This window comes from Streptococcus parasanguinis, from assembly GCF_023109675.1.
GTDB lineage: Bacteria > Bacillota > Bacilli > Lactobacillales > Streptococcaceae > Streptococcus > Streptococcus parasanguinis_I.
The window spans coordinates 1-12,495 of record NZ_JALDUR010000019.1; the positions used below are offsets into that span (position 1 = coordinate 1).

The window sequence follows — 12,495 nt, forward strand, 5'->3', positions numbered from 1 at the left end:
TTACAGCCCTACTCAACTGTGCGGAGGTGGGACGACGAAATCGAATTCTAACGAATTACCGATTTCTGTCCCACTCTATTTTCTTATAGTTTGAAACTATAGCTAGGTCTTGAAAATGGGAAAACCGCTCTCCTCATAATAGTGATAAAATAGTAATCAGTTAGATTGAATGTTTATCGGAGGGCAATATGAGTAAAAAACGCAATATCAATACTATCTTGGCACAGGCAGGAATCAAGTCGGATCAAGCAACGGGAGCTTTGACAACTCCTTTGCATTTCTCTACGACTTACCAACACCCAGAATTTGGTCAGTCTACAGGTTTTGACTATACCCGTACGAAAAATCCAACACGCGCAACAGCTGAGAAGACTTTGGCAGCTATCGAAAGTGCAGATTATGCTTTGGCGACAAGCTCTGGAATGTCAGCCATTGTGCTTGCTTTTAGCATTTTCCCAGTTGGTTCAAAAGTCTTAGCCGTTCGTGACCTTTATGGCGGTTCTTTCCGCTGGTTTAACCAACAAGAGCAAGAAGGTCGTTTCTCTTTCACCTATGCCAATACAGAAGAAGAACTGATCCACCATCTAGATCATGATCCGGTGGATGTCCTCTATATTGAAACACCAACCAATCCATTGATGTTGGAATTTGATATTGCTCATTTAGCCAAATTGGCCCATGCAAAAGGTGCCAAAGTCGTGGTGGACAATACCTTCTATAGCCCGATCTATCAACGTCCGATTGAAGAGGGAGCGGATATTGTTCTTCATTCAGCAACCAAGTACCTGGCTGGTCACAACGATGTCTTGGCTGGTGTTGTCGTGACAAATGATTCAGACTTGTATGACAAACTCTTTTACAATTTGAACACGACAGGTGCTGTTCTTTCACCATTTGACAGCTATCTCTTGATCCGTGGTCTCAAGACGCTTTCTATTCGGATGGAGCGCTCCACAGAGAATGCTCGCAAGGTGGTAGAGTTTTTGAAAACCTCCCCTCAGGTCAAAGAAGTCCTCTACACTGGAAAAGGTGGAATGGTCTCCTTTAAAATTCAAGATGAGAAAAAAATTCCTAACTTGTTGAATTCCCTTCAAGTCTTTACCTTTGCAGAAAGCCTTGGCGGAGTTGAAAGCTTGATCACTTATCCTACCACTCAGACTCATGCGGACATTCCTGCAGAAGTTCGCCATTCATACGGTTTGACAGATGATCTTCTTCGTTTGTCCATCGGAATCGAAGATGCGGATGATTTGATTGAAGATTTGAAACAAGCATTGGAGGCTTAAGATGACCAAATATGATTTCACGACTTTACCGAATCGCTTGACCCACCATACCTACAAGTGGAAAGAAACTGAGACAGATCCAGAAATCATTCCAGCTTGGATCGCGGACATGGATTTTAATGTCATTCCAGAAGTACGAGAAGCTGTTATCGGCTATGCAGACCAAATGGTCTATGGCTACACCTATGCATCGGATAGCCTCTACCAGTCTATCCTTGATTGGGAAAAAGAAGAACATGGCTATTCCTTTGACAAGGAAGCTGTCGTCTTTATCGAAGGCGTTGTTCCGGCTATTTCAACAGCTATTCAAGCCTTTACTAAGGAAGGGGATGCTGTCTTAATCAATACACCGGTCTATCCTCCATTTGCCCGAAGTGTCAAGCTCAATCGTCGAAAATTGATCGAAAATTCATTAGTTGAAAAGGATGGTCTTTTCCAAATTGATTTTGATCAGCTGGAAAAAGACATTGTGGAGCAAAAGGTGAAACTCTATGTTTTGTGTAATCCGCACAATCCTGGAGGCCGTGTATGGGATCGTGAAGTCTTGGAAAAAATCGGCCACCTCTGTCAAAAACATGGTGTCCTTCTCGTTTCAGATGAGATCCACCAAGATTTGGCCTTGTTTGGCCACCGTCATACCAGCTTTAACACGGTTGATCCAAGCTTTAAAGACTTCAGTTTGATCTTAACCAGTGCAACCAAGACTTTCAATATTGCAGGAACAAAAAATTCCTATGTGGTCATTGAAAATCCAAAGCTTCGTACGGCTTTTAAACAACGGCAATTGGCCAATAACCAACATGAAATCTCAGGCTTGGGCTATATTGCAACAGAAGCGGCTTATCGCCATGGTAAACCTTGGTTGACAGAGCTCAAGCAAGTCTTTGAAAAACACATTGACTATGTAGTAGATGAATTGCATGAAAAGACACAAATCCGTGTCATGAAGCCCCAAGGAACCTATCTTCTTTGGTTGGACTTTTCAGCCTATCCTTATAGCGATGATGAGCTGCATGCTAAAATTCATGACCAAGCCAAATTGATTTTGAACAGTGGAACAGATTTTGGAAAAGAAGGAAACTTGCATGCCCGCCTCAATGTGGCAGCTCCATTCACCCTCATTGAAGAAATCACCAAACGCTTGGTGGAAACTTTTCACAAATAAGTGTTGACTTTCTGTAAGTGAAGGAGTACAATAAACTCGAAATACGGTAGGTGAGGCTACCACAAGGATACGGATGACTACCGCAAAGCAGTGGAGACACTACTCGTTGGTCAACAGTCCTGATCGCAAAGGTCAAGACTAAGCTCATTTCATTGCCTTGTGGAGCTAAAGCTTGGACGGTCAGTTTTTTGAGAGTTTTGATTGAAAAATAAATGACAAGTTTCATGAGTCCTACCGATCGAGGGTAGGACTCTTTTTTATGCCTTACCAAGAAAAGAGAAAGGAGAGAGCTATGATACAAATCGACGATCATCCCGAACCGCACCGAACCAGCCAATCGCTGATTTGTGTCGTAGGGACTCCAAAAGTGATTGGCTCCTGATTGAAAAAGGAGATACCAATGCAAACAAATAAAGAAAGACTCATTGCTGCTCTTCAAGAACCACTTGAAAGCACCTTTGCCACCTACAAAACTAGTGCCCTTGGTTTAGTTGACGATCAAGTAGAAGAAAACCGCGATATTTATGGCGAAAATGTCATCACAAAAGGTCAAGAAGATTCTATGATCAAAAAGATCTATGAATCGATCATCAATCCTTTTACAGTGATTTTGTTGGTCATTGCGCTGGTTTCCTTCATCACCAATGTTTGGCTAGCAAAACCAGGTGAACAGGATCCAACGACCTCCATCATCATTGTGACCTTGGTCCTGATCTCTGGTGGTATCCGCTTCATTCAAGAATTGCGGAGCGACAAAGCAGCTAGCAACTTATCACGTATGATTGTCAATACAGCGACCGTTCTGCGTGATGGATCGGAACAAGAAATTCCGATCGATGAAATCGTCGTAGGAGATGTGATCAAACTAAGTGCCGGCGATATGATTCCAGCAGATGTGGTCTTGATTGATTCCCGTGACTTCTTTGTCCAACAATCTGGCCTCACAGGGGAAAGTGATGCTGTTGAAAAGGTTTGTCTCAGAAAAGCCGACAGTCAAAATCTAGATAGTCTCTTGGAGAGTGAAAGCTTGGCCTTCATGGGAACCAATGTCATCTCCGGACGGGCGACAGCCTTGGTCTTGGTCGTGGGGGATGAAACCATGATGGGTGCTATTGAGCAAACCATCAACACCTATGACGAACCAACCTCATTTGAGAGAGAAATGAATACCATCTCTTGGCTCTTGATTCGGCTCATGTTAGTGATGGTGCCCATTGTCTTTGTGATCAATGGTCTCACAGATGGTGACTGGTTAGAAGCGGGTGTCTTTGCTCTCAGCGTTGGGGTTGGTTTGACTCCAGAAATGTTGCCGATGATTATTACAGCGAGTCTTGCTAAGGGCTCCATCATCATGGCCAAGGAAAAAGTCGTCATCAAAAAACTCAATGCCATCCAGGACCTTGGCGCTATCGATATTTTGTGTACAGATAAGACAGGTACCTTGACCCAAGATGAAATCGTTTTGGAGTATCCGCTTGATATCCATGGCGAATTGGATCTATCAGTTCTTCGTCGGGCTTACTTGAATTCCTATTTCCAAACCGGGCTAAAAAATTTGATGGACCGGGCGATTATCAATCGGACCCAGAAAGAAGCCAAGAAACATGAGATTGTTCGCGATCTGGATCAAACCTTCCATAAGATTGATGAATTACCCTTTGATTTTGAACGTCGTCGCATGAGTGTCATTGTCAAAGACGAAGACGGTGTGGTCAGCATGGTGACCAAGGGTGCCTTGGAAGAAATGCTTTCTGTATCGACTTATGTTGAGTACAAGGGGGAGATTAAACGCCTGACAGATGAAGTCCGTCAAGAGGTCCTCGCTGAAGTTGCTCAATTAAATGAACAAGGTCTTCGTGTATTGGGCGTCAGCTACAAAACCGACTTGGACGAAAATGACATCTTTAGTGTTGAAGATGAACGAGACATGATCCTAACTGGTTACCTGGCCTTTCTTGATCCACCAAAACCTTCTGCAGCTCCAGCGATCAAAGCTCTTGCAGAATATGGGGTAACCACCAAGATCTTAACTGGGGACAATGAAAAGGTCACCCAAGCTGTCTGTGAAAAAGTAGGACTAGATGTCGAGCGGATTCTTTTGGGAAGCGAAATCGATACGATGACAGACCAAGAGTTAGCACAAGTTGTGGAAACAACAACGGTCTTTGCCAAATTATCACCCGATCAAAAAGCGCGGATCATCCTCTGCCTCAAGAACAATGGCCACAAGGTGGGTTACATGGGAGATGGGATCAACGATGCTCCATCCATGAAGGTCTCAGACGTTGGGATCTCCGTGGATACCGCTGTGGATATCGCCAAGGAAACGGCAGATGTCATCCTTCTGGATAAGGACTTGATGGTCCTTGAAAAAGGTTTGGTTGAAGGCCGCAAGGTCTATGCCAATATGACCAAGTACATCAAGATGACGGTCTCTTCTAACTTCGGGAACATCTTCTCTTTGCTTTTTGCCAGCATCTTTTTGCCTTTCCTTCCAATGGCTCCTGTTCATTTGATTGTGCTCAATCTTATCTATGATCTTTCTTGTATCGCCCTTCCTTTTGACAATGTCGACAAGGAATTCCTCAAGAAACCTCGTATCTGGGAAGCAAACTCTATCATGCGCTTCATGGCCTGGATTGGTCCAATTTCATCTGTATTTGATATTATTACCTACATGCTTCTTTACTTCCTTGTTGTTCCTATGATTTTAGGTCATGGGTACAACCATGGAGCAGCAGATGCAGCAGCCTTTATCATGGTGTTCCAAACTGGATGGTTTATTGAATCTATGTGGTCTCAAACCATGGTTATTCATATGTTGCGTTCACCAAAACTTCCATTTATCCAAAGTCGTCCAGCCTTCTCAGTCGTGGTGACGACCCTAGCAGCAGCCTTCTTTGTAACCTCCCTTCCATATAGTCCTTTGGCTTCTATCTTGAAGTTGAGCCAACTAAATGGATTGTACTTTGTTCTATTGTTTGCGATTATCGTCCTCTATATGCTGAGTGTGACGGTTGTCAAACGTATCTATATTAAGAAATACAAAGAATGGTTGTAATTGATTGATAGAAAGAGTGAGTCCGAACTTAAAAAATTAAGTGTAAGGGCTCTCTTTTTTTTGTAAAATTTGGTATAATAAGAAGAATGTAAAGTTGGAAATGAAGATTTCCATGTGCTGTGAGTATCAAAGAGGGACTGAAAGAAAGAGTAGAGCTTGACTCCACTTTTATCATAGCTCTTTTTTGAATAATAACAGCTTAGAAAGAAGGATCTCAAAATGGGAAAATTAGAAGTTATTACACATCCACTGATTCAACACAAATTGTCTATTCTTCGTCGTACAGATACCTCTACGAAGGCCTTTCGTGAATTGGTAGATGAGATTGCTATGTTGATGGGCTACGAAGTGTTGCGTGAATTGCCTCTTGAGGATGTTGAAATTGAAACTCCTATTACCAAAACCGTTCAAAAACAAATCGCAGGGAAGAAGTTGGCTATTGTCCCAATTCTTCGTGCAGGGATTGGGATGGTTGATGGTCTCTTGAGTTTGGTACCAGCTGCTAAGGTTGGCCATATCGGGATGTACCGTGATGAAGAAACCTTGAAACCAGTTGAATACTTGGTGAAATTGCCAGAAGATATTGATCAACGTCGTATCTTTGTAGTAGACCCAATGCTTGCTACGGGTGGATCCGCTATTCTAGCGATTGATTCCTTGAAAAAACGTGGCGCTAGCCATATCAAATTTGTCTGTCTAGTATCAGCGCCAGAAGGGGTGAAAGCTCTTCAAGAAGCTCACCCAGATGTTGATATCTTTACAGCAGCCCTCGATGATCATTTGAATGAACATGGCTACATTGTTCCTGGTCTTGGAGATGCAGGTGACCGTTTATTCGGTACCAAATAAGAAACCATTCATGATTCGTCCGAAAGGTGCTTAAAATTTGACCTTTTTTGACCATTGGTTTATAATAGCACATATACTTTGAACCTCACGAATCGTGAGAATGAATGGATACTAAAGGAGAAGAATAGATGATTCCAGTAGTTATTGAACAAACCAGTCGTGGAGAACGTTCTTACGATATTTATTCCCGTCTGTTGAAAGATCGAATTATCATGGTAACAGGACCAGTTGAGGACCAAATGGCTAACTCCATTATCGCTCAATTGCTCTTCTTGGATGCCCAAGATAATACAAAAGATATCTATATGTATATCAATACCCCAGGTGGCTCTGTCTCTGCAGGTCTTGCCATTGTAGATACTATGAACTTTATCAAGTCAGATGTCCAAACCATTGTTATGGGGATGGCAGCATCTATGGGAACTATTATCGCTTCAAGCGGCGCGAAGGGCAAACGCTTCATGTTGCCAAACGCTGAATACATGATTCACCAACCAATGGGTGGTACTGGTGGTGGTACCCAACAAACCGATATGGCGATTGCAGCAGAACACTTGCTCAAAACACGGAATAACTTGGAAAAAATCCTTGCGGAAAATTCAGGTCAATCCATTGAAAAAGTGCATGCTGATGCTGAACGTGACAATTGGATGAGCGCGCAAGAAACACTTGAATATGGCTTTATTGATGAAATCATGGCCAATAATAAATTGGGTTAAACCATCCTATGGGAAGGTCCGTCAAGAGGCTGGGACAAAAGTCCTAGCCTCTCAATTATTTTTGGATTGTCGAGCAAAACGCAGTGGTTGAGTGGGCTCTACTACGCTGATTTCATCAGCTTTTACAGCCCTACTCAACTGTGCGGAGGTGGGACGACGAAATCGAATTCTAACGAATTACCGATTTCTGTCCCACTCTCTTTTTTGCTCCCATAAAAGAGTAGTCCTTTTTCTTGAAATTTGATATACTAGTAACAGAACGAGAAAGGGATTAACCATGTTTGAGAAACAAGAAAGAACAGGCTTGATTGTTAAATTGTATTACAATCGAGACGGGAAAAAATTACAATCAGTCGGAGATGTCTTGTACCATTCTAAGAAATGCCGTTATGTCCAATTGTATGTGGACAGTGACAAGGCCGATCAAGTCATGGAAGACTTAAAGAAAGAACGTTATGTAAAAAAGGTTTTGCCTTGCCATCTAAAAGATTTAGATACAGATTTTGTGGGAAGTTTGCAACGATTGGAGACCCCATCTGTAGTCACAGAAGGTTAGAAAACGCAATCATTTGATGGATTGCGCTTTTTTTATTGACAATTGTCAGATAATTCGGTATATTCTTAATGTATTTATTTTAAGATTCATTTAAGGAGATCATTACAAATGAAGAAAAAATTTGCTCTTTCATTTTTAACCATTGCAAGTGTCGCTCTTCTTGCTGCTTGTGGTGAAGTTTCTACTTCAGGTTCAAACACAACTGGTAACGAAATCGGCAAAGAACTAAAAGTCGGTTTTAACTTTGAAAAAACTGGTGAAGTAGCAGCCTACGGTAGTGCCGAACAAAAAGGTGCTCAATTAGCCGTTGATGAAATCAACGCTAAGGGTGGAGCTGACGGTAAGAAGATCGTTGTCACAGATAAAGATAACAAATCTGAAACAGCTGAAGCAGCTACAGTCACTACAAACCTTGTAACCCAATCAAAAGTGAACGCTCTTGTAGGACCTGCAACTTCAGGTGCTACTGCAGCAGCGGTTGCCAATGCTGGTAAAGCAGGTGTTCCATTGGTTACACCATCAGCAACTCAAGATGATTTGACAAAAGGTCAAGATTACCTCTTCCGTGCAACCTTCATCGATAGCTTCCAAGGAAAAATCATTGCCAAATACACAACTGATAACTTGAAAGCGAAGAAAGTCGTTCTTTACTACGATAACTCATCTGACTATGCTAAAGGGATTGCTGAAGCCTTCAAGAAGTCTTACAAAGGTGAAATCGTAGCAACAGAAACATTCCAATCTAAGGATACAGACTTCCAAGCTGCCCTTACAAAAATCAAAGATAAAGACTTCGATGCGATTGTTCTTCCAGGTTACTACACAGAAACTGGTAAGATCGTAAACCAAGCGCGTGGTATGGGAATCAAACAACCAATCATTGGTGGGGATGGATTTAGCGATGCTAAATTTGTTGAACAAGCAACACCTGCTGCAGCTACAGATATCTACTACGTAGCTGGATTCTCTACTGAAGGTGAAATGACTGATAAAGCCAAGAAATTCGTAGAAGCATACAAAGCAAAATACAATGAAGAACCTTCAATGTTCGCAGCTTTGGCTTATGATTCAGTTTACATGGTTGCAGAAGCATCTAAAGGTGCTAAGAACTCTGTCGAATTGAAAGATAACCTTGCGAAGTTGAAAGACTTGGAAGGTGTGACTGGTACAATGTCAATTGACAAGAACCACAACCCGGTTAAATCAGCTCTTATGATTGGCTTGAAAGATGGTAAAGTCAAATCAGTTGAGTCTGTTAAACCATAATTATCATTTGTTGTTTGTACAAGAGGCTGGGAGAATGAAAATTCCTGGCCTCGCTCTTTATTGTTAGAAAGGATGGTTCAAATGCTCCAGCAATTAGTGAACGGTCTAATCTTGGGGAGTGTCTATGCACTCTTGGCCCTTGGTTATACCATGGTGTATGGAATTATCAAATTGATCAACTTTGCCCATGGGGATATCTACATGGTAGGTGCCTTTATGGGATATTTCTTATTGAACTCATGGAAAGTGAACTTCTTTGTCGCCTTGCTCCTAGCCATGGTTGGGACAGCTATTTTAGGGGTTGTAATTGAATACCTGGCTTATCGTCCGCTTCGTCATTCGACTCGGATTGCAGCCTTGATCACAGCCATCGGGGTTTCCTTCTTGCTCGAATATGGGATGGTCTTCTTCGTCGGTGCCAATACCCGTTCCTTCCCGCAAGTGATTAAAACGGTTCGTTACAACTTCGGTCCTATTTCAATCTCCAATATTCAGTTGATGATCTTGGGAGTGTCTGTTTTCTTGATGGTCGCTCTTCAATTTATTATTCAAAAAACAAAGATGGGGAAAGCCATGCGGGCTGTATCTGTGGATAGTGATGCCGCTCAATTGATGGGGATTAACGTAAACCGTACGATCAGCTTTACCTTTGCTTTGGGATCAGCCTTGGCAGGTGCTGGTGGTGTCTTGATTGGTTTGTATTACAACTCGATCGAGCCTTTGATGGGGATGACACCAGGGATCAAAGCCTTTGTCGCAGCCGTTCTTGGAGGAATCGGAATCATTCCAGGTGCTGCCCTAGGTGGATTTGTTATCGGTTTGTTGGAAACCTTCGCTACAGCGATCGGTCTTTCAGACTTCCGTGATGCCATTGTGTATGCCATCTTGATTGTGATCTTGCTCATCCGTCCAGCAGGTATCCTCGGTAAAAATGTGAAAGAGAAGGTGTAAGCCATGAAACAAAATTTAAAACTGAATTTAGTCTGGCTTGGTCTTTTGGTCGCAGGTTTTGCCTTGATCCAAGTCTTGGTTGCAGCGGGTGTGCTCAACCTCTTCTATATCCAAATTTTAGAACAAATTGGAATTAATATTATCCTTGCAGTTGGCTTGAACCTCATTGTTGGTTTCTCAGGTCAATTCTCACTCGGGCATGCCGGATTTATGGCGATTGGTGCCTATTCTGCAGCCATTCTCGGTTCCAAATCACCAACCTATGGGGCTTTCTTTGGCGCGATGGTTTTAGGTGCTTTGATTGCTGGTGTCGTTGCCTTGATCGTTGGGGTTCCAACCCTTCGTTTGAAAGGGGACTACCTCGCGATTGCGACACTTGGGGTTTCTGAAATCATCCGGATCTTGATCGTCAATGGTGGTACTCTAACAAATGGGGCTGCTGGGATCCTTGGTTTGCCGGCCTTTACAACTTGGCAATTGGTTTACCTCTTTGTTGTCATTACAACGATCTTTACCATTAACTTCTTACGCAGTCCAATTGGACGCTCTACCCTTTCTGTTCGTGAAGATGAAATCGCGGCAGAATCTGTTGGGATCAATACGACCAAAGTCAAAGTCATTGCCTTTGTATTTGGTGCGATCACAGCGGCGATTGCGGGATCTCTCCAAGCCGGCTTTATCGGCTCGGTTGTTCCTAAAGACTACTCTTTCACCAATACTATTAATGTCTTGATCATTGTCGTGTTTGGTGGTTTGGGATCAATGTCAGGAACAGTTGTGGCAGCTATCGTCTTGGGTATCTTGAACATGGTGCTTCAAGATTTCTCAAGTGTCCGTATGATCATTTACTCATTGGCTTTGATTCTCGTGATGATCTTCCGTCCAGGTGGTCTTCTTGGAACATGGGAATTCAGCTTGAAAAAACTACTCTCAAAAAAGGAGGCTAACTAATGGCACTTCTTGAAGTAAAAAATTTAACAAAAAACTTTGGTGGTTTGACAGCCGTAGGGGATGTGACCATGGAACTCAATGAAGGGGAATTGGTTGGTTTGATCGGACCCAACGGTGCCGGTAAAACAACCCTCTTCAACCTCCTAACAGGGGTATATGAACCAAGTGAAGGGACCATTACCTTAGATGGTCAGTTGCTAAATGGTAAAGCACCATATAAAATCGCTGCAGGTGGTCTGGGACGGACTTTCCAAAATATTCGTCTCTTTAAAGATTTAAGCGTTTTGGACAATGTCTTGATTGCCTTTGCCAATCACCACAAACCACATGTCTTTGCGAGTCTTTTCCGCTTGCCAAGCTATTACAAGAATGAAGAAGCTTTGAAAGCGAAAGCACTTGAATTGTTAGCGATTTTTGGTTTGGAAAAAGAAGCAGATACCTTGGCCAAAAACTTAGCTTACGGACAACAACGTCACTTGGAGATCGTTCGTGCCCTTGCTACAGAGCCAAAAATCCTCTTCTTGGATGAACCTGCTGCAGGGATGAACCCTCAAGAAACAGCAGAATTGACCCAATTGATCCGTCGCATTCAAAAAGAATTTAATATTACGATCATGCTGATCGAGCACGATATGAGCTTGGTTATGGAAGTAACAGAACGGATTTATGTATTGGAATATGGTCGCTTGATTGCCCATGGTACGCCAGATGAAATCAAGACCAACAAACGCGTAATCGAAGCCTATCTAGGAGGTGAAGCCTAATGTCTATGTTAAAAGTTGAAAATCTTTCTGTACACTATGGCATGATCCAGGCTGTCCGTGATGTCAGTTTCGAGGTGAATGAAGGGGAAGTTGTTTCTCTTATCGGTGCTAACGGTGCTGGGAAAACATCTATTCTTCGTACCATTTCAGGTTTGGTGCGTCCAAGTGCTGGGAAAATCAAGTTTTTGGGTCAGGAGATTCAAAAGGTTCCTGCTCAAAAGATTGTAGCAGCAGGACTCTCTCAAGTTCCAGAAGGTCGTCACGTCTTTCCGGGCTTAACTGTTATGGAAAACTTGGAAATGGGAGCTTTCTTGAAGAAAGATCGAGAAGAAAATCAAGCTAACTTGAAGAAAGTCTTTTCTCGTTTCCCACGTTTGGAAGAACGGAAGAACCAAGATGCAGCAACCCTATCTGGTGGGGAACAACAAATGCTAGCAATGGGTCGTGCACTTATGTCAACGCCAAAACTCTTGCTTCTGGATGAACCTTCTATGGGATTGGCCCCAATCTTTATCCAAGAAATCTTTGATATCATCCAAGATATCCAAAAACAAGGGACAACTGTTCTCTTGATCGAGCAAAATGCCAACAAGGCTCTTGCCATCGCAGACCGCGGTTATGTTTTGGAAACAGGGAAAGTCGTTCTTACCGGAACAGGAAAAGAACTCTTAGCTTCAGAAGAAGTCCGCAAGGCTTATTTGGGTGGGTAAGATTTCTAAAGTTTGTTTGAAAGGAAAAGATAGCGAAACCTTTCTTCGTATTGATGACAAAGAAAATTTAGAAACTTTCCTTAGGTGAGTACGGACGTCAGCGAACTTCTACGAAGTTCCATGACTTAGTTTTGAGCCTAAGGTCTCAAAACTCCCGAGTGCTTGAAACAATCTTGTTTCAAGCACTTTTCTCACGGCGGAAAGTTTCAATATACTC

Annotated in this window: 11 protein-coding genes and 1 riboswitch; all 11 genes read left to right on the top strand. The window is 42.6% G+C overall.

Annotated features, from left to right (window positions below; all coding sequences use genetic code 11):
- The first annotated feature begins 188 nt into the window (after window positions 1-188).
- The 11 genes from M1G14_RS10050 to M1G14_RS10100 all read left to right on the top strand — a co-directional run bounded on the left by M1G14_RS10050 (window position 189) and on the right by M1G14_RS10100 (window position 12,278).
- On the top strand, window positions 189-1,286 hold the full coding sequence (locus tag M1G14_RS10050; protein ID WP_247926570.1) for a cystathionine gamma-synthase: 1,098 nt from the start codon (window positions 189-191) through the stop codon (window positions 1,284-1,286).
- Window position 1,287: 1 nt separating this feature from the next.
- On the top strand, window positions 1,288-2,451 hold the full coding sequence (locus tag M1G14_RS10055) for a MalY/PatB family protein (protein ID WP_049522820.1): 1,164 nt from the start codon (window positions 1,288-1,290) through the stop codon (window positions 2,449-2,451).
- A 35-nt stretch (window positions 2,452-2,486) separates the two neighbouring features.
- A riboswitch (M-box (ykoK) riboswitch) is annotated at window positions 2,487-2,644 on the top strand.
- Between the two features lie 207 nt (window positions 2,645-2,851).
- Window positions 2,852-5,512, top strand: coding sequence for a magnesium-translocating P-type ATPase (mgtA, locus tag M1G14_RS10060; protein ID WP_049471749.1), 2,661 nt, complete (start codon window positions 2,852-2,854; stop codon window positions 5,510-5,512).
- Window positions 5,513-5,731: 219 nt separating this feature from the next.
- The gene (gene upp, locus M1G14_RS10065) at window positions 5,732-6,361 is read left to right on the top strand and encodes a uracil phosphoribosyltransferase (protein WP_003005574.1); all 630 of its coding nucleotides are present in this window, start codon (window positions 5,732-5,734) and stop codon (window positions 6,359-6,361) included.
- A 128-nt stretch (window positions 6,362-6,489) separates the two neighbouring features.
- Entirely contained in the window at window positions 6,490-7,080 is a 591-nt protein-coding gene (gene clpP / locus M1G14_RS10070) for an ATP-dependent Clp protease proteolytic subunit ClpP (protein ID WP_021153673.1), read from the top strand.
- A gap of 277 nt (window positions 7,081-7,357) precedes the next feature.
- Window positions 7,358-7,636 carry a DUF2129 domain-containing protein gene (locus M1G14_RS10075; protein WP_003013098.1) on the top strand — a complete coding sequence of 93 codons (279 nt, stop codon included), beginning with the start codon at window positions 7,358-7,360 and terminating at the stop codon, window positions 7,634-7,636.
- Window positions 7,637-7,744: 108 nt separating this feature from the next.
- Window positions 7,745-8,902 (top strand): ABC transporter substrate-binding protein, encoded by a 1,158-nt coding sequence (locus M1G14_RS10080; RefSeq protein WP_023918808.1) that lies wholly within the window; start codon window positions 7,745-7,747, stop codon window positions 8,900-8,902.
- Window positions 8,903-8,983: 81 nt separating this feature from the next.
- Window positions 8,984-9,853 (top strand): branched-chain amino acid ABC transporter permease, encoded by an 870-nt coding sequence (locus tag M1G14_RS10085; protein WP_021153669.1) that lies wholly within the window; start codon window positions 8,984-8,986, stop codon window positions 9,851-9,853.
- A 3-nt stretch (window positions 9,854-9,856) separates the two neighbouring features.
- Window positions 9,857-10,804: a branched-chain amino acid ABC transporter permease gene (locus M1G14_RS10090; protein WP_031576352.1), complete on the top strand. Its 948-nt coding sequence runs from the start codon at window positions 9,857-9,859 to the stop codon at window positions 10,802-10,804.
- The gene (locus M1G14_RS10095) at window positions 10,804-11,568 is read left to right on the top strand and encodes an ABC transporter ATP-binding protein (protein WP_003005595.1); all 765 of its coding nucleotides are present in this window, start codon (window positions 10,804-10,806) and stop codon (window positions 11,566-11,568) included. Before M1G14_RS10090 ends, M1G14_RS10095 begins: the two co-directional genes overlap by 1 nt.
- On the top strand, window positions 11,568-12,278 hold the full coding sequence (locus M1G14_RS10100) for an ABC transporter ATP-binding protein (RefSeq protein WP_049523369.1): 711 nt from the start codon (window positions 11,568-11,570) through the stop codon (window positions 12,276-12,278). The genes M1G14_RS10095 and M1G14_RS10100 overlap by 1 nt, the downstream gene beginning before the upstream one ends.
- The last annotated feature ends 217 nt before the right edge of the window (window positions 12,279-12,495 follow it).

Coding starts and splice junctions, on each gene's coding strand:
- M1G14_RS10050 (WP_247926570.1), top strand. CDS start 189: ATGAGTAAAAAACGCAATATCAATACTATCTTGGCACAGGCAGGAATC.
- M1G14_RS10055 (WP_049522820.1), top strand. CDS start 1,288: ATGACCAAATATGATTTCACGACTTTACCGAATCGCTTGACCCACCAT.
- mgtA (WP_049471749.1), top strand. CDS start 2,852: ATGCAAACAAATAAAGAAAGACTCATTGCTGCTCTTCAAGAACCACTT.
- upp (WP_003005574.1), top strand. CDS start 5,732: ATGGGAAAATTAGAAGTTATTACACATCCACTGATTCAACACAAATTG.
- clpP (WP_021153673.1), top strand. CDS start 6,490: ATGATTCCAGTAGTTATTGAACAAACCAGTCGTGGAGAACGTTCTTAC.
- M1G14_RS10075 (WP_003013098.1), top strand. CDS start 7,358: ATGTTTGAGAAACAAGAAAGAACAGGCTTGATTGTTAAATTGTATTAC.
- M1G14_RS10080 (WP_023918808.1), top strand. CDS start 7,745: ATGAAGAAAAAATTTGCTCTTTCATTTTTAACCATTGCAAGTGTCGCT.
- M1G14_RS10085 (WP_021153669.1), top strand. CDS start 8,984: ATGCTCCAGCAATTAGTGAACGGTCTAATCTTGGGGAGTGTCTATGCA.
- M1G14_RS10090 (WP_031576352.1), top strand. CDS start 9,857: ATGAAACAAAATTTAAAACTGAATTTAGTCTGGCTTGGTCTTTTGGTC.
- M1G14_RS10095 (WP_003005595.1), top strand. CDS start 10,804: ATGGCACTTCTTGAAGTAAAAAATTTAACAAAAAACTTTGGTGGTTTG.
- M1G14_RS10100 (WP_049523369.1), top strand. CDS start 11,568: ATGTCTATGTTAAAAGTTGAAAATCTTTCTGTACACTATGGCATGATC.